The sequence below is a fragment of the Pseudonocardia abyssalis genome (assembly GCF_019263705.2).
GTDB classification, from domain to species: domain Bacteria; phylum Actinomycetota; class Actinomycetes; order Mycobacteriales; family Pseudonocardiaceae; genus Pseudonocardia; species Pseudonocardia abyssalis.
The window spans coordinates 2,316,515-2,332,917 of record NZ_JADQDK010000001.1; the positions used below are offsets into that span (position 1 = coordinate 2,316,515).

16 protein-coding genes are annotated in these 16,403 nt (G+C 73.2%); 8 read left to right on the forward strand and 8 right to left on the reverse strand.

Annotated elements, in window-relative coordinates; genetic code table 11:
• Window positions 1–102 precede the first annotated feature (102 nt).
• Complete coding sequence (locus tag I4I81_RS11085; RefSeq protein WP_218616022.1) at window positions 103–858, reverse strand: SDR family oxidoreductase; 756 nt, start codon at window positions 856–858, stop codon at window positions 103–105.
• Between the two features lie 79 nt (window positions 859–937).
• On the opposite strand from I4I81_RS11085, the gene I4I81_RS11090 reads away from it, so the two are divergent.
• A complete protein-coding gene (locus I4I81_RS11090) occupies window positions 938–1,417 on the forward strand; it encodes an RrF2 family transcriptional regulator (RefSeq protein WP_218604603.1) in 480 nt (159 codons plus the stop codon).
• A 304-nt stretch (window positions 1,418–1,721) separates the two neighbouring features.
• Here the strand turns inward: I4I81_RS11090 and paaK are convergent, their stop codons facing one another.
• The 4 genes from paaK to I4I81_RS11110 form a co-directional block, all read right to left on the reverse strand.
• Entirely contained in the window at window positions 1,722–2,990 is a 1,269-nt protein-coding gene (paaK, locus tag I4I81_RS11095; RefSeq protein WP_218604608.1) for a phenylacetate--CoA ligase PaaK, read from the reverse strand.
• 71 nt (window positions 2,991–3,061) lie between these two features.
• Window positions 3,062–3,826, reverse strand: coding sequence for a 3-oxoacyl-ACP reductase FabG (fabG, locus tag I4I81_RS11100; protein WP_218604604.1), 765 nt, complete (start codon window positions 3,824–3,826; stop codon window positions 3,062–3,064).
• The gene (gene paaZ, locus I4I81_RS11105) at window positions 3,823–5,847 is read right to left on the reverse strand and encodes a phenylacetic acid degradation bifunctional protein PaaZ (protein WP_218604609.1); all 2,025 of its coding nucleotides are present in this window, start codon (window positions 5,845–5,847) and stop codon (window positions 3,823–3,825) included. Before paaZ ends, fabG begins: the two co-directional genes overlap by 4 nt.
• Window positions 5,848–5,878: 31 nt before the next feature.
• A complete protein-coding gene (locus I4I81_RS11110; RefSeq protein WP_218604605.1) occupies window positions 5,879–7,114 on the reverse strand; it encodes a thiolase family protein in 1,236 nt (411 codons plus the stop codon).
• Window positions 7,115–7,180: 66 nt separating this feature from the next.
• Here I4I81_RS11110 and I4I81_RS11115 point away from each other — a divergent pair, with 66 nt between their 5' ends.
• The 7 genes from I4I81_RS11115 to paaE all read left to right on the forward strand — a co-directional run bounded on the left by I4I81_RS11115 (window position 7,181) and on the right by paaE (window position 12,569).
• Window positions 7,181–7,999: an enoyl-CoA hydratase/isomerase family protein gene (locus tag I4I81_RS11115; protein WP_372453642.1), complete on the forward strand. Its 819-nt coding sequence runs from the start codon at window positions 7,181–7,183 to the stop codon at window positions 7,997–7,999.
• Between the two features lie 22 nt (window positions 8,000–8,021).
• The gene (locus tag I4I81_RS11120) at window positions 8,022–8,666 is read left to right on the forward strand and encodes a TetR/AcrR family transcriptional regulator (RefSeq protein WP_372453644.1); all 645 of its coding nucleotides are present in this window, start codon (window positions 8,022–8,024) and stop codon (window positions 8,664–8,666) included.
• Window positions 8,667–8,739: 73 nt separating this feature from the next.
• Complete coding sequence (gene paaA, locus I4I81_RS11125) at window positions 8,740–9,699, forward strand: 1,2-phenylacetyl-CoA epoxidase subunit PaaA (RefSeq protein WP_218616023.1); 960 nt, start codon at window positions 8,740–8,742, stop codon at window positions 9,697–9,699.
• Window positions 9,696–10,061, forward strand: coding sequence for a 1,2-phenylacetyl-CoA epoxidase subunit PaaB (paaB, locus tag I4I81_RS11130; RefSeq protein ID WP_218616024.1), 366 nt, complete (start codon window positions 9,696–9,698; stop codon window positions 10,059–10,061). The genes paaA and paaB overlap by 4 nt, the downstream gene beginning before the upstream one ends.
• Before the next feature lie 11 nt (window positions 10,062–10,072).
• Complete coding sequence (gene paaC / locus I4I81_RS11135) at window positions 10,073–10,978, forward strand: 1,2-phenylacetyl-CoA epoxidase subunit PaaC (protein ID WP_218600782.1); 906 nt, start codon at window positions 10,073–10,075, stop codon at window positions 10,976–10,978.
• A complete protein-coding gene (gene paaD, locus I4I81_RS11140; protein WP_218600725.1) occupies window positions 10,972–11,472 on the forward strand; it encodes a 1,2-phenylacetyl-CoA epoxidase subunit PaaD in 501 nt (166 codons plus the stop codon). Before paaC ends, paaD begins: the two co-directional genes overlap by 7 nt.
• Window positions 11,472–12,569, forward strand: coding sequence for a 1,2-phenylacetyl-CoA epoxidase subunit PaaE (paaE, locus tag I4I81_RS11145; RefSeq protein ID WP_218600726.1), 1,098 nt, complete (start codon window positions 11,472–11,474; stop codon window positions 12,567–12,569). Before paaD ends, paaE begins: the two co-directional genes overlap by 1 nt.
• Before the next feature lie 186 nt (window positions 12,570–12,755).
• On the opposite strand, the gene I4I81_RS11150 is transcribed toward paaE, so the two are convergent.
• The 3 genes from I4I81_RS11150 to I4I81_RS11160 are packed head-to-tail and all read right to left on the reverse strand — an operon-like array spanning window position 12,756 to window position 16,403.
• Window positions 12,756–14,570: a feruloyl-CoA synthase gene (locus I4I81_RS11150; RefSeq protein ID WP_218600727.1), complete on the reverse strand. Its 1,815-nt coding sequence runs from the start codon at window positions 14,568–14,570 to the stop codon at window positions 12,756–12,758.
• 16 nt (window positions 14,571–14,586) lie between these two features.
• Window positions 14,587–15,774, reverse strand: coding sequence for a thiolase family protein (locus I4I81_RS11155; RefSeq protein ID WP_218600728.1), 1,188 nt, complete (start codon window positions 15,772–15,774; stop codon window positions 14,587–14,589).
• A 26-nt stretch (window positions 15,775–15,800) separates the two neighbouring features.
• The gene (locus I4I81_RS11160; protein WP_218600729.1) at window positions 15,801–16,403 is read right to left on the reverse strand and encodes a hypothetical protein; all 603 of its coding nucleotides are present in this window, start codon (window positions 16,401–16,403) and stop codon (window positions 15,801–15,803) included.

The following is a 16,403-nucleotide window of genomic DNA, read 5'->3' on the forward strand; positions in this document are numbered from 1 at the left end:
TCCCCGCACCCGGTCGGCTCGGCCGCTGCACCGGACCCGAGGTTCGTGCGTCGACCCGTTCCGCTGCAGCGGGGGCCGCCCGGCCTCCTGCGACCCGGTGGGTCAGACTCGGGCGGGACGCCCCGCCTCCCATTCCGCGAATCCGGTCGGGGCGATGCGGGCGCGCCCGGTCGGCACCAGCGAGTCCCGCTCGAGCACCGCGCCGAAGTACGTCGCGTCCGCGCTCGACGTGACCGCACGCGCGTCACCCTGCGCGGCCAGCACGGGCCCGACGAACCCGGCGAACGGCCGGCGGTCCGGCCCCGCCAGGTCCAGGTGCCCGTTCATCGGGACCCCCACCGCGACCTCGGCGAGCACCGCCGACACGTCGGCCGCCGCCACCGGCTGCAGGTCCGCGGTCGGCAGCACCACGGCGTCCCCCACCACCGCCCCGGCACCGATCATGGGGAGGAACTCGAAGAACTGCGTGGCCCGCACGATCGTGAACGGCACCCCACCCGCCCGGATCAGCTCCTCCTGAGCGCACTTCGCCCGCAGGTAGCCGCTCGCCGGGACCCGGTCGGTCCCGACGATCGACAGGGCGACGTGGTGCCCCACACCCGCCTCCCGCTCCGCCGCCAGCAGCGTCCGGGTCGACCGGGTGAAGAAGTCCAGCACCGGCCCGTCCTCGAACGACGGCGAGTTCGTCACGTCCACCACGACCGCCGCCCCGGCCGACACGTCGGCGACGCCCGCTCCGGTGAGCGTGTCCACCCCGGTCGACGGCGACGCCGGCACGGCCTCGTGCCCCGCCTCCCCCAACAGGCGCACCAGCGCCGACCCGATCAGCCCGGTCCCACCCACGACGACGATCCGCATGACCACTCCCTCAACTCGGACAACTTATATCCGAAAGACTACTCGGATACTGCCTGTCCGAGTCAAGTAGACTGGCCGGATGAAGATGGCGGGCGGAGTCGAGTGGGGTCTGCACTGCTGCGTCGTGCTCAGCGGCGTCGACGACCCCGTACCGGCCGCGAAACTGGCGCAGTTCCACGACGTCTCCCCCACCTACCTGGCCAAACAGCTGCAGGCGCTGTCCCGGGCCGGGCTCGTGCACTCCACCCAGGGCCAGGCGGGCGGCTACCGGCTCACCCGTCCCCCGACCGAGATCACCGTGCTCGACGTCGTCGAGGCGATCGGCGGCGCGGAACCGGCGTTCCGCTGCACCGAGGTCCGGCAGCGCGGACCCCTGGCCGCACCCCCGGAGACCTGCACGGCCCCCTGCGGCATCGCGCGCGTGATGCACACGGCGGACCGGGCCTGGCGCGACGCCCTCGCGAGGGTCAGCATCGCCGACCTCGCCGCGGACCTCGGCCGGACGGCCGGCGCCGACACGCTGCCCCGCGTCCGGCAGTGGCTCCGAACCGGGGAGTAGCGCGCCTCCCGCGTCGATCGAGTTCCCGAACAGCGGCGCCGCGGAGCGCCTCGGCCGGCTGTCGGACCGGCGCCCTGCGCCGCTGTGGTGGACCGCTGCGACGCCACCCCGGGCTCGACACCCCGGACCAGGCACACCCCGCGAGCCTGCGGACCCTTGTCCCCACTGACCTCCTCATAGGCGACGCGGTCCACCTCATAGGCGACGCGGTCACCCTCCGCGAGCCAGGTCAGTCCGCGAGAGCACGGAGCGCCAGTCGTCGAGGCACTCCGTGCCCTGCGTCGAAATGCTGGTCCCGGGCCTGCTACTTCGTGCGGCGGTCCTTGAGGCGCTGCAGCTTGCCGACCGAGCGCTCCAGGGTGTCCGGGTCGACGACCTCGCAGCTCACCGAGACCCCGACCGTCTCCTTGACCGCGTTGACCAGCTCGGCCGCGGCCGAGTCACGCCGCCCGGCGGGGGTGTCCGCCCGCGCCTCGACCCGTACGGCGAGCGCGTCCATCCGGCCCCGGGTCGTGAGCTCGAGCTGGAAGTGCGGGGCGAGACCGGGCGTGCGCAGCACGATCTCCTCGATCTGGGTCGGGAACACGTTCACCCCGCGCAGGATGATCATGTCGTCGCTGCGGCCGGTGATCTTCGCCATCCGCCGCATCGACGGCCGGGCGGTGCCGGGCAGCAACGTGGTCAGGTCGCGGGTGCGGTACCGGATGATCGGCAGCGCCTCCTTGGTGAGGCTGGTGAACAGCAGCTCCCCCTCCTGCCCGTCGGGCAGTGGTGTGCCCCGCCCCCCGTCGAGCGGGTCGACGACCTCGGGCAGGAAGTGGTCCTCCCAGATGTGCAGCCCGTCCTTGGTCTCGACGCACTCCTGGGAGACACCGGGGCCCATGACCTCGGAGAGCCCGTAGATGTCGACGGCGTGCATGTCCATCCGCTCCTCGATCTCGGAGCGCATCTGCTCGGTCCACGGCTCGGCGCCGAACACGCCGACCTGCAGCGAGGACGACGCCGGGTCGACGCCCTGGCGCTCGAACTCGTCGATGACCGTGAGCATGTAGCTCGGGGTGACCAGGATGACCTCCGGCCGGAAGTCACCGATCAGCTGGACCTGGCGCGGCGTCATGCCCCCGGAGACCGGGATGGCCGTGGCCCCGAGCTTCTCGATGCCGTAGTGCGCGCCCAGTCCACCGGTGAACAGGCCGTAGCCGTAGGCATTGTGGATCTTGTGTCCGGGCCGGGCGCCCGCGGCGCGCAGCGACCGGGCGATCAGCCCGGCCCACCGGTCGATGTCGCCCTCGGTGTACCCGACGACCGTGGGCTTGCCGGTGGTGCCCGACGACGCGTGCACCCGGCGGACGTCGGCCTGGGGCACGGCGAACATGCCGAACGGGTAGTTGTCGCGCAGGTCGGCCTTGCTCGTGGTGGGGAACTTCGCGATGTCGGCGAGCTCGCGGCAGTCGTCCGGGTGCACCCCGTGGGCGTCGAACGCACGCGTGTAGTGGGGCACGTTGGCGTAGGCGTGGCGCAGGGTCCACTGCAGGCGCTCGAGCTGCAGCGCGCGCAGCTCGTCGACGCCCATGCGCTCCTCGGGATCGAGCGTGTCGGCCTGCGGGGCGTCGCCGAGGCGCTTCGACGTCGTCGTCGGGGTGGTCACAGCCGTCGTCCTCCGTCGGCGTAGATCGTCTGGCCGGTGATGAACGAGGCGTCGTCGCCGGCCAGGAAGGCGATGATCCCCGCGATGTCCTCCGGGGTCCCGGCCCGGCGGACGGGGGTGATGGCGGCCCGTTCCTCGGTGAACGCCTCCAGTGTCGTGCCGAGGCGTTCGGCCAGCCGGCCCGTCATCTCGGTGACCACGAAGCCGGGCGCCACCGCGTTGGCCGTGACGCCGAACGGGCCGAGCTCGATCGCCAGCGTCCGCGTGGCGCCCTGCAGCCCGGCCTTGGCGGCCGAGTAGTTCAGCTGGCCCCGGGTGCCCAGCGCCGACACGCTGGACAGGCTGATGATCCGGCCCCACTTCGCGGCTACCATGTGGCGCTGCGCGGCCCGGGTGGCGAGGAAGAACCCGCGGAGGTGGACGCCGATCACGGTGTCCCAGTCGTCGTCGCTCATCTTGAACAAGAGGTTGTCGCGGGTCACGCCGGCGTTGTTGACCAGGACGCCGGGCGGGCCCAGCTCGTCCGCGACGCGGTCGACGGCCGCGGTGACCTGGTCCGCGTCGGTGACGTCGGCGCCGATCCCGACCGCCCGCCGCCCGGTGTCCGCCTCGATCGCCTTCGCCGTCTGCACCGACTGCGCCTCGTCCAGGTCGACGATGGCGACGTCGGCGCCCTCGGTGGCCAGCCGGCGGGCGGTGGCGGCACCGATCCCCCGTGCCCCGCCGGTGACCACCGCGACGCGGCCGTCGAGCCCGCTCACGCGGAGGCCTGCTTCGCGACGAGGGTCAGCACGTCGTAGCGGGCGACGGACTCGCCGTCCTGGCGCGTGACGTCGGCGTCCCAGCGCACCTCGCCGTAGTCGGCGGAGTCGCGGGGGGTGAGCTGCTTGCAGGTGAGCGTGACGGTCAGGGCGTCGCCGAACTTCACCGGCGTCAGGAACCGCAGGCGGTCGACGCCGAAGTTGGCGAGCACCGGGCCCGGGTCGGGGTCGACGAACAGCCCGGCGGCCAGGGAGACGATCAGGTAGCCGTGGGCGACGCGCTCGCCGAACAGCGGGTTGGCCGCGGCGGCCTCGGCGTCCATGTGGGCGTAGAAGGTGTCGCCGGTGAACTCGGCGAAGTGCTCCACGTCCTCCTGGGTCACGGTGCGCGGGCCGGCGACGATCGTGTCGCCGGGGCGCAGCTCCTCGAGGTGCTTGCGGAACGGGTGCACGTCGGTCTCGCGGCGCTGCGCACCGGTCACCCAGCGGCCGGTGACCGCGGCGAGGGTGTCCGGGTCGCCCTGGATCGCGGTGCGCTGCATGTGGTGCAGCACCCCGCGGATGCCGCCCATCTCCTCGCCGCCGCCGGCCCGGCCGGGGCCGCCGTGCACGAGCTGGGGCATCGGCGAGCCGTGGCCGGTCGACTCCTTCGCGTCGCGGGCGTTGAGCACCAGCAGCCGCCCGTGCCACGGGGCGACGCCGAGCACGACCTCGCGGGCCCACGCGGGGTCGGCGGTGACGATCGAACCGGCCAGGCTGCCCTGGCCACGGGCGGCGTAGTCGATCAGCTGTTCCGTGGAGGTGTACGGGAGGATCGTGGAGACCGGACCGAACGCCTCGACCTCGTGCGGCTCGGCCCGCTCCGGGTCGCCGACCAGCAGGATCGGGGAGACGAAGGCGCCACGGTCGGCGTCGGCGTTCTCGACCTGCACCGAGTCGGGGTCACCGAAGACGATGCGCCCGGCGTCGGCGAGGGCCTTGATGCTACGGCGCACCTCCTCGCGCTGCTCCAGGCTGGCCAGCGCGCCCATCCGGGCCGTGGCGGGGTCGCCGACGGTGACCTTCGCGAGCCGCGCCGAGGCCGCCTCGACCACGGCGTCGACGTGCTCAGCGGGCACGAACGCGCGCCGGATCGCCGTGCACTTCTGGCCCGCCTTCACCGTCATCTCGGTGGTGAGGCCCTTGACGAACAGGTCGAACTCCTCGGTACCGGGGACGGCGTCCGGGCCGAGCGCGGAGAGGTTGAGCGAGTCGGCCTCGGCGGAGAACCGCACCGAGTTCCGGACGATCGCGGGGTGCGCGCGCAGGGTCTGCGCCGTGGACGCCGAACCGGTGAAGGAGACGAGGTCCTGGCCGGTGAGGTGGTCGAACAGGTCACCCACCGAGCCCGCGACGAACTGCCACGTGCCGTCGGGGAGCAGCCCGGAGCCGACGATCAGCTCGGTGAGCTTCGCGGTGAGGAACGCCGTGGGGCTGGCGGGCTTGACGATGCTGGGCACGCCGGCGAGGAATGCGGGCGCGAACTTCTCCAGGGGGCCCCACACCGGGAAGTTGAACGCGTTGACCTGCACCGCGACGCCGTGCAGCGGAGTGCAGACGTGCTGGCCGAGGAAGGTCCCGCCGCGCCCGAGGGGCTCGATGTCGCCCTCGACGTAGACGGTGTCGTTGGGCAGCTCGCGCTTCGCCTTCGAGGCGTACGCGAGCAGGACGCCGATGCCGCCGTCGACGTCGAACTTGGAGTCGCCGAGCGTCGCACCGGTCTGCGCGGACACGGCGTAGAGCTCCTCGCGGTGCTCGCGCAGGTGCTGACCCAGTGCCTTGAGCAGGGCGGCGCGCTGGTGGAAGGTCAGCTCGCGCAGCGCGCGGCCGCCGACGGTGCGTCCGTAGGAGAGGGCCCCGGCGAAGTCGACGCCGTCGGAGGAGATCCGCGCGACCTCCTCACCGGTGACGGCGTCGTGCAGGGGGCGACCGTCGGCGGGGGCGTACCAGCCGCCGCTGACGTGGCTGCGCAGGGTGGGGATGCTCATGGGCTCTCCTCGTCGTCGGGGATGGTCAGACACGTTCGATCAGCACGGCGACACCCTGGCCCACGCCGACGCAGAGCGTCGCGAGACCACGGCGGCCGCCCTCGCGGTGCAGGCGGTGGGCGAGGGTGAGCGTGATGCGGGCACCGGAGCAGCCCAGCGGGTGGCCGAGCGCGATGGCACCCCCGTCGGCGTTGACGATGCCGGGATCGAGGCCGAGCCTGCGGACGCAGGCGAGGCTCTGGGCCGCGAAGGCCTCGTTGAGCTCGACGGCGTCCAGGTCGGTCACCGACCAGCCGGCCCGGTCGAGCACCTTGCGCGTGGCGGGCACCGGGCCCAGGCCCATGACGTGCGGGGCGACGCCGGCGCTGGCGCCGACCACGATCCGCGCGATCGGCGTCAGACCGTGCTCGCGCACGGCCCGCCCGCTCGCGACGACGAGCGCGGCGGCCCCGTCGGACAGCGGTGACGCGTTGCCCGCGGTGACCACACCACCCTCCCGGAAGACCGGCCGCAGCCGGCCCAGCGACTCCGTCGACGCGTCGGGCCGCGGGCCCTCGTCGGCGGTGACGACGACCGGGTCGCCCTTGCGCTGCGGGATCGTGACCGGCACGAGCTCGGCGTCGAACCGGCCGTCCTTCGCGGCGGCCGTGGCGCGGGCGTGGCTGCGCACCGCGAACTCGTCGCACTCGGCGCGGGTGATGCCGTCCAGCGCGGCGACCTCCTCGGCCGTCTCCCCCATCGACAGCGTCACCGGGCCCTCGGTCTCGGTGTGCGGATCCGGCGCGGACCGGTCCAGATCGCGGAACCGCGGGTTCGTGAAGCGCCAGCCGAGCGAGGTGTCGGCGACCTCGCCGGGCTTGGCCCAGGGCGTGCCGGGCTTGGCCATCACCCAGGGGGCGCGGGTCATCGACTCGACCCCACCGGCCACGACGACGTCGGCCTCGCCGGCCCGGATCGACTGCGCGGCGTTCGCGACGGCGGTCAGGCCGCTCGCGCAAAGGCGGTTGACGGTGTAGCCCGGCACCGTCGACGGCAGGCCGGCCAGCAGCACGGCCATCCGCGCGACGTCCCGGTTGTCCTCCCCCGCCTGGTTCGCGGCACCGAGGATCACCTCGTCGACCGCGTCACCCGGGACGCCCGCCCTCCGTACGGCCTCGGCCACCACGAGGGCGGCGAGGTCGTCGGGGCGCACACCCGCCAGCGCCCCGCCGTACTTGCCCTGCGGGGTGCGGGCCCCGCTCACCAGATACACGTCGGTCATCCTGAGCCGTCCCTGCTGTCGCGCGGCGAACGATCGTTCGGTTGTTGGGCAGGCTAGCATGACCTCGTGGAGACGAACAGTGCAGCAACGGACCCCGCGGTGCTCGTGGCGGCGGACGAGAAGGACCCCGCCGTCGCGGTCGTGACGCTGAACCGGCCCGCGAAGCGCAACGCGCTCACGGTCGAGCTGAAGGAGGCCCTGCTCGCCGCGCTGCAGGGCGTCGCGGCCGACGCGGGCGTCCGTGCCGTCGTGCTGACCGGCTCGGGCAAGTCGTTCTGCGTCGGGCAGGACCTCGGCGAGCACGTGCAGGCCCTGGAGGCCGATCCCGCCACGGCGTTCGACACCGTCGGCCGGCACTACAACCCGATCGTCCGGGCGCTGGCCACGATGCCCAAGCCGGTGGTCGCCGCGATCAACGGCGGCGCCGTGGGCGCGGGGCTGGGCCTCGCACTCGCCTGCGACCTGCGGGTCACCGCCGACTCGGCCACGTTCGCCACCGCGTTCTCCGCGATCGGGCTCACCGCCGACTCGGGTCTCTCCGCGAGCCTCGTGCACTCCCTCGGCGCCGCCCGCGCCCTGGAGCTGCTGCTGCTCGGCGAGTCCTTCGACGCCGCCCAGGCGCAGGCGTCCGGCCTGGTCCGGGCCGTGGTCCCCGTCGAGGACGTCCTGGAGACGGCCCTGGAGCTGGCGCGCCGGCTCGCCGCGGGCCCCACGCTCGCCTTCGCCGAGATCAAGAAGGCCGTGGCGATCGGCGCGGTCTCCCCGCTCGACACCGTCCTCGACGCCGAGGGGGCCGGGCAGGCCCGGCTCGGCGTCACGAAGGACCACCGGGAGGCCGTCGAGGCGTTCCTGGCCAAGCGGCGTCCGACGTTCGAGGGCGCATGAACCGGACTCGCGGGAGGACCGCGTGAGCGCGGCACCGTCCGAGGCGCCGGTACCCGGCGTCCGGACCCGGCGGGCCCGCGGCGAGGCGGGCGCCCGCCGGCCGGTCTACGACGCGACGTCACTGCTCACCGTGGCCGTGGCGGAGTTCAACACCCGCGGCTACGACGCCACGAGCATGGAGGACCTCTCCCGCGCGGCGGGGATCACGAAGTCGTCGTTCTACCACCACGTCAGCGGCAAGGAGGAGCTGCTCCGGGCCGCCCTGGAACGGGCGCTGGACGGCCTGTTCGCGATCCTCGAGGAGCCCGCGGCCCACGACGGCCCGGCACTGCAGCGCCTGCGGCACATCATCCGCCGCCAGGTCGAGGTGCTGACCTCCGAGCTCCCCTACGTCACGCTGCTGCTGCGCGTGCGCGGTAACACCGAGACCGAGCGCTGGGCACTGGCCCGGCGCCGCGCGTTCGACGCCTCGATCGCCTCGCTGGTGGCCGACGCGGTGGCCGACGGCGAGGTGCGGGCGGGCGTCGAGCCCTCGCTGGCCGCCCGGCTGCTCTCCGGGACGGTCAACTCGATCATCGAGTGGTACCGGCCGGGGCGGCCCGGTGCGGACGCCCTCCCGGACGAGATCGTCCGGATCGTCTCCGAGGGCATCATCCCGCCTTCCTGACCCGCCCTGGTTGCGCACGGCGGACCGGTGCGCCATCATCAGACGAACGAACATTCGGTTACGGAGGATTCTCATGACGGTGACCGAGGACCGCACCGGTCCTGAGCTCGATCTCGAAGCCGGCTTCGACCGGACCATCGAGGCCGACCAGCGAATCGAGCCGCGGGACTGGATGCCCGAGGCGTACCGCAAGACGCTGATCCGGCAGATCGCGCAGCACGCGCACTCCGAGATCATCGGGATGCAGCCCGAGGGCAACTGGATCCTGCGGGCCCCGTCGCTGCGGCGGAAGTCGATCCTGCTGGCCAAGGTGCAGGACGAGGCCGGGCACGGCATGTACCTCTACGCGGCGGCCGAGACGCTCGGCGTCGACCGCGAGGAGCTCACCGAGAAGCTCATCGACGGCAAGCAGAAGTACTCGTCGATCTTCAACTACCCCACGCTGAGCTACGCCGACATCGGCGTCATCGGCTGGCTCGTCGACGGTGCCGCGATCTGCAACCAGGTGCCGCTGTGCCGCTGCTCCTACGGCCCCTACGCGCGGGCGATGGTCCGGATCTGCAAGGAGGAGTCGTTCCACCAGCGGCAGGGCTACGAACTGCTGCTCGCGATGGTCAACGGCACCGACCGGCAGCGCGAGATGGTGCAGGAGTCGGTCAACCGGTTCTGGTGGCCGTCGCTGATGATGTTCGGCCCGCCCGACGACGACTCGCCCAACTCGGCGCAGTCGATGGAGTGGGGCATCAAGCGGCACACCAACGACGAGCTGCGCCAGCGCTTCGTCGACATGTCGGTGCCCCAGGCGGAGATGCTGGGTGTCACGCTGCCGGACCCCGAGCTCGTCTGGAACGAGGAGCGCCAGGCGCACGACTACGGCACGCCGGACTGGGACGAGTTCAAGGCGGTCATCGCCGGGTCCGGCCCGGCCAACGCGCAGCGGATCGCGCACCGGCGGCGCGCGCACGAGAACGGGGCCTGGGTGCGCGAGGCCGCCCAGGCGTACGCGGACAAGCGGGCGGGGGCCGGGGCATGAGCGGGGACTTCACCGCCGAGGGCGGCCACGGGGCCGTCCCGACGGAGGGTGTCGAGAGCGGGCTGGGCCAGAAGCCGTCGCGGCGCACCTGGCCGCTCTACGAGGTCTTCGTCCGCGGCAAGCGCGGCCTCAACCACGTGCACGTCGGCTCCCTGCACGCCGCCGACGACGAGATGGCGCTGCACAACGCGCGCGACGTCTACACCCGGCGCAACGAGGGCGTGTCGATCTGGGTCGTGAAGGCGGACCACATCACGGCGTCCAGCCCGGCCGAGAAGGACCCGTTCTTCGCCCCCGCGGGCGACAAGGTCTACCGCCACCCCACCTTCTACGCGATCCCGGAGGAGGTGCCGCACCTGTGAGCCCGCACGCGATGGAGGAGGACGCGACCAACGCGTACCAGTCCCTCTCCGAGACCACCGGCCACGACGACCCGCGCTGGGCGTTCGGCACCGGCATCGTCGAGGAGGAGGGTGCGGAGATCACCTCACCCGCGCCCGACGGTGTCGACCCGGCCGATCTCGCCGCCTACTGCCTGATGCTCGGTGACGACGCGCTGGTCTACAGCCACCGGCTCTCGGAGTGGGTCAGCAACGCCCCCGAGCTGGAGGAGGACGTGGCCCTGGCCAACACCGCGCTCGACCTCCTCGGCCAGGCCCGCGTGCTGCTCGCCCGCGCCGCGCACCTGTCCGGCGGCGACGGGGTCACCGAGGACTCGCTCGCCTACCTGCGCGCCGACGCCGAGTTCCGCAACGTCGCCCTCGCCGAGCTCTCCGACGACCTCGACTTCGCCCGCGCCGTCGCTCGCCTGCTGATCTTCTCGACCTGGCGGCTCGCGGTGCTGAACCGGCTGCTCGTCTCGACCGACCCGGTGATCGCCGCGGTGGCGGGCAAGGGCGTCAAGGAGCTGACCTACCACCGCGACTACGCGGCCCGCTGGACGCTGCGCCTCGGCGACGGCACCGCCGAGTCGCACGCGCGGATGCAGGCGGCCCTCGACTCACTCTGGCCCTACCTCGGCGAACTCTTCCGCACCTCCGACGAGGAGCGCAGGCTCGTCGAGGGCGGGGTGGCGGTGGATCCCGGGCAGGTCCGCGAGGAGGTCGACGCCGTGCTCGACCAGGTCATCGCGAAGGCCACGCTGACCCGCCCGGACCGGCCGTTCATCGGCACCATCGGCGGTCGCAGCGGCCGCCAGGGCGTGCACACCGAGCACCTCGGGCACGCGCTCGCGGAGATGCAGAGCCTCGCCCGCCAGCACCCGGGCGCGACGTGGTGACCGGCCGGACCGCCCGCGAGGTGGTCGCCGGGGTCGTCGACCCGGAGATGCCGATGCTCACCCTGGACGACCTCGGGGTCGTGCGCGGTGTCGACGTCGACGGCGACGCGGTGCTCGTCACGATCACGCCGACGTACTCGGGGTGCCCCGCGATCGAGGAGATGCGCGCCGACCTCCGGTCGTCGCTGTCCGACGCCGGGTTCGGCCGGGTCGAGGTCCGCACCGTGTTCTCCCCGGCCTGGAGCACGGACTGGATCAGCGACGACGGCCGCCGCAAGCTCGCCGAGGCCGGCATCGCGCCCCCCGGCCGGGCCGCACCGCGGACCACGGGCCCCGTCCCGCTGACGCTCACCCCGCCGACGGCGGCGGTGCGGTGCCCGCACTGCGGCGCCCCCGCCACCGACGAGCTGTCCCGGTTCGGGCCCACGGCGTGCACGGCGCTGCGCCGCTGCCCGTCCTGCCGGGAGCCCTTCGAGCACATGAAGGAGATCTGATGACGGCCGCCACCACCACCGAGGTCGCCGAGCCGCTGACCGGCGGGTTCCACCCGCTGCGGGTCACCGCCGTCGAGCGCCTCTGCGACGACGCCGTCGCGGTCACCTTCGACGTCCCCGAGTCGTTGCGCGAGACCTACGCCTTCCGCCCCGGCCAGTACCTGACGCTGCGCAAGGAGACGCCCGACGGCGAGGAGCGCCGCTCGTACTCGATCTGCGCCCCGTCCGGCGCCTCCCCCCGCGTCGGCGTCCGCCGCGTGGCGGGCGGGCTGTTCTCCGAGTGGCTGGTGGACGGGCTGGCGGCGGGCGACGAGATCGAGGTCGGCCCGCCCGCGGGGTCGTTCACCCCCGAACTGGAGGCCGGCACCCACCACGGGCTCATCGCCGCCGGCTCGGGAATCACGCCCGTGCTGTCCATCGCGGCGTCGCTGCTGGGCGCGCACGACGACACCCACGTCACCCTGCTCTACGGCAACCGCCGCACCGACACCGTGATGTTCACCGAGGAGATCGCCGACCTCAAGAACGCCTACGGTCCCCGCCTGCACCTGCTCAACGTGCTCTCCCGCGAGCCCACCGAGGCCGACATCTTCAACGGACGGCTCGACGCCGACCGGATGCGCACCCTGCTCGGTGCGCTCGTCGACGTCGAGGACACCGACCACTGGTGGCTCTGCGGCCCGCTCGGCATGACCGATGACGCCGTCAGCGTGCTCACCGAGCTCGGCGTCGACCGCAAGCGGGTGCACCGCGAGCTGTTCTACGTCGACGAGCCGCCTCCCGAGCTCGTCCGCGAGGACGACACCGCCGTCGACGGGGAGGGGAGCGAGGTCACGATCATCCTCAACGGGCGGTCGACCCAGCTCACGCTGCCGCGGAACGTCTCGGTCCTCGACGCCGCGCAGAAGGTGCGCGGTGATCTCCCCTTCGCCTGCAAGGGTGGGGTGTGCGGCACCTGCCGGGCCAAGGTCACCGACGGTGATGTCACCATGCGCCGCAACTTCGCGCTGGAGGACGACGAGGTCGACGCCGGTTTCGTCCTGACCTGCCAGACGATCCCGGTCTCCGACCGGGTCGTCGTCGACTTCGACGTCTGAGCGGAGTGGTGGTGGGTCGGCGGCCCCCGGGCCGCCATCGAGGCTGACCGCACCGCGCACCAGCCGCTGGACCAGGTCGCCGCGGCGACGCGGCTGACGACGTGGAGCGGCACCCTGGCCACACCGGGCCGGCGGCCGTGGCCACGGCGGCCGCCCGGCTGGCACGGCGCCTCCTGGGTGCGTTGATCAGGCGGATGTGATGACGGCGGCGTCGACCACCGGGGCGTAGAGGCGTTCGACCAGATCGGAGCGTCGGTCCAGGACGACCCGCTGGTTGATGTAGCCCTTGTCCGTGATCTCCCCCGCGTCCAGGTCGGGCGGATCTGCGGCGAGGATCAACCGGGCGACCCGGCCTGCGGATCCGCTCGTGGTTCCCAGTTCGGCGAGGGTGTCGCCGAGATGGGCGCGCAGGACCGGGTGGTCGAGGGGAACCTCGGTGTCCGCGTCCAGGCCACAGAGGGCCCGCGACTCGGACGGGTGCAGCCAGGCGATCGCGGTGACCTCGTCGCGGTCGTGGCCGGCGATCACCGCATCGGACAGCACCCGGGCGGCCGAGACCAACGCTCCCCGGACCGTCGCGACGCTGACCCAGGTGCCGGTCATCAGCTTGAAGTCCTCGGCGATGCGGCCGTCGAACATCAGGCCCTGGTTCGGGTCGGTGTCGTCGACGAACACGACCGCGTCGCCGGTGCGGTAGAAGCCCTCGTCGTCGAACGCCGCGGCGGTGGCGTCGGGCCGGTCCAGGTACCCCGGCGTGATCCCCGGGCCCGTGATCCGGATCTCGCGCTTGCCGCCCTCGGGCACCAGCTTGAGCGTCACCCCCGGCAGCGGCACGCCGATGCACCCGCACCGTGCACCGGCCCAGTGCGCGGACGTCGCGGCCGGGGCGGTCTCGGTGGTCCCCCAGGAGGACGTGAACGGCACGGGGTGGTCGGCGTGCTGCTCGACGAGCCGCTCCAACCGGTCCCACAGTGCCTGCGGCAACGCCGCGGCGGCGTAGAACAGCAGACGCAGGCGGGAGAAGAAGTGCCGGGCGAGCTCGGCGTCCTTCTCCAGGTGCGGCACGAGCATCGCGTAGCCGGCCGGGACGTTGACGTAGACGGTCGGCGCGATCCCCCGCAGCGCGTCCACGGTGTGGCCGAACGCGGCGGGGGTGGGCCGGCCTGCGTCGATGTGCAGGGTGCCGCCGTTGGTCAGGGCCATGTTCAGGTTGTGGCTGCCGCCGAAGGTGTGGCTCCAGGGCAGCCAGTCCACCAGCACCGGGGGCTCGTCGACGAGGAACGGCCAGACCTCCCGCATCATCTGCTGGTTGCTGGTCAGCATCCGCTGGGTGGTCAGTACGCCCTTGGGCGTGCCTGTCGAGCCCGAGGTGAAGAGGATCTTGGCGACCGAGTCGGGCGCGATGGCGTCGAAGGCGCGCGCTACGTCGGGCCCGGGAACGGTGGCGAGGAGGTCCTCGACGCGGTGCGCCCCGTCGCGGGAGCCCGTCGCCATGACGACGGCCGGGGTCGCCCCGGTCGCGGCGAGCACCGCGTCGAGGGCCGGGCCGAACGGTCCGGCGTCCTCGGCGAACACCACCCCGGGCGTGACGAGCTCGACCATCGCGCGGATCTGGTGGTGGTCGGCCGACATCAGGGAGTAGGCCACGCTCGTCGGCACCGCAGGCACCCCCGCGGTGTAGCAGCCCAGCATCAGCAGCAGGTGCTCGATCGAGTTGCCGGACAGGAGCAGGACCGGCCGGTCGGGTGCGGCGCCCAGGTCGAGCAGGGCCTGCGCAAGGGCGTCGGCCGCGCGGCGCGCCTCACCGAAGGTGACGCTTCGACGGCCGCCGGTGCCGTCCGGGGCGCTCGCGAGCACCGCGTCCGGCGTCCGCCCGGCCCAGCGGCGCAGTTCCTGGCCGAGGTGCTCGGCATGCGGGCCGACCGGGACGGTCGAGCTCAGCAGGACCGAGCCGTCGGGCCGTTGCTCGGCCTTGATCTGGGGGCGGGCGAAGGTGTCCATGTTCAGTCCCTGCCCATCAGTCGCCGACCTCGACGACGAGGGCCGCGCCCGTGTCGCCTGCCGCGCAGCCGGTGAACAGGCCGATCCCGCCGCCCCGCAGGCGCAGGGTCTCGATGAGCTCGGCGATCGACCGCAGGCCGGTGGGCCCCTGTGGATGGCCGAAGACCAGGCTGCAGCCGTAGGCGTTCATCTTCTCGACTCCGAACCCGGTCTCGGCGGCGAAGTACAGGTCGTTGACGGCGAACGGGTTGTGCGTGGTGACCGCATCGACGTCGCCGATCTCCCGGCCCGCGGCGCGCAGTGCCGTCAGTGCGGCCGGGACCGGCGCCTGTGGCATCCGGCTCTTCCCGACGCGGGCGAAGCCGGAGCCGAGGATCCGGACGACGCCCTCACCACCGGACAACTCCCGTGCGCGGTCGGTGGTGGTGACGATCGCGCCTGCGCTGCCGTCGGCCGGGTGGGTCTGGGAGGCGAAGGTGTGCACACCGTCGGGGGTGGCTGCGTTGAGCTTGCCGATCGACTCCAGCTCCTTGGGACGGACGCCCTCGTCGGCGTCCAGCCGCAACTCACCTCGCCTCTTCGCGATCACCACCGGGACCATGTACCTCTTCTGGAACGCGCGGTCCTCGGCGAGTGCGGCGGTGTACTGCTCCCAGCGCAGCGCGGTCAGCTCGTCGATCTCACCGCGGGTGGTGCCCATCTCTCGCGCGACGGTCTCCCCTGCGGCGATCATCGACCCGCCGGCCCACGGGTCGCGCTCGAAGCTGTGCAGGACCCAGTGCTCGTTGACCGGGGCCCCGCCCATGCCCGACGGTGCGGGCCAGGAGAGCGTCGGGCCGTTGGAGGTGCGGTCGGTGGCGACGACGAGCTGGGTGCCCGCACCGGCTGTCACCGCACCGGCCGCCGCGTGCAGCGCGGCGACGCTCGTGGCGCAGGCCTGGCTCACCATCGGGCCCGACACGCCGGTGGCCCCGATGCGTGCCGCGACGGTGGGCGCGCCGTAGAACACCTCGGGCTGGGGCACCGTCCATCCGAGCACGATCCCCTCGAGCTGCGCGGGATCGATCCCGCGATCGGCCAGGGCCCGTGAGGTGACGGCGACGGCGAGGTCCAGCGACGACACCTCGGCCAGCGAGCCCTGCCACTTCGCGAACGGCGAGGACCAGCACGACCCCAGCGGGACGGCGACATCCGGGTACTGCACAGCGGTGCTCCTTCTCTCGGTGGCCGTCAGGCGCCGCGGACGGCGGCCAGCCAGTCCTGCACGTCGGGGATGCGTGTGTCGGGTCCGCAGTCGGTGAGGACCAGGCCCTCCTTCGGCGCCGGCGCATCCAACGCCACCAGCTCCGCACCGGGCAGGCCGGACGCCCCTGCCCCGAGGACGTGCGCCATCGCCCGGTGGAAGCGGGTGACGTTGCCGATCGTGCGGGCTTCGCCCGCGTCGACCTCACCGGTGAGGACGATCCCGTCGATCCCCGCCTCCAGGAACGCCTTGACGTGGTCGAGCAGCTCGGGCGATGCGGGGAGTACCGCCAGGAGCACGGCACCGTCACCGACGGTCGCCCGCAACCGGCGGGTGGCCTCCAGCGCCGCCTCCCGGTGGGCCGGATCGCCGACCTCGTCGGCCACGGTCACCGCGACCCCGTCGGGCCGGACCGCCTCCAGGAGGTCGCCCAGGCCGTTGGTGAGCTGGGTGGGGTCGGTGAGGAACGCCGGGTACGGGCGTTCCGCGATCTTCGCGGCGAGCCGCGGGGCGAGCGGGACGGCCAGCGTGTGCCGGCCGCCCCGCCGCGCCGCGATCGCCTGGGCGCGTTGGCGCGCAGCGATCGGCAC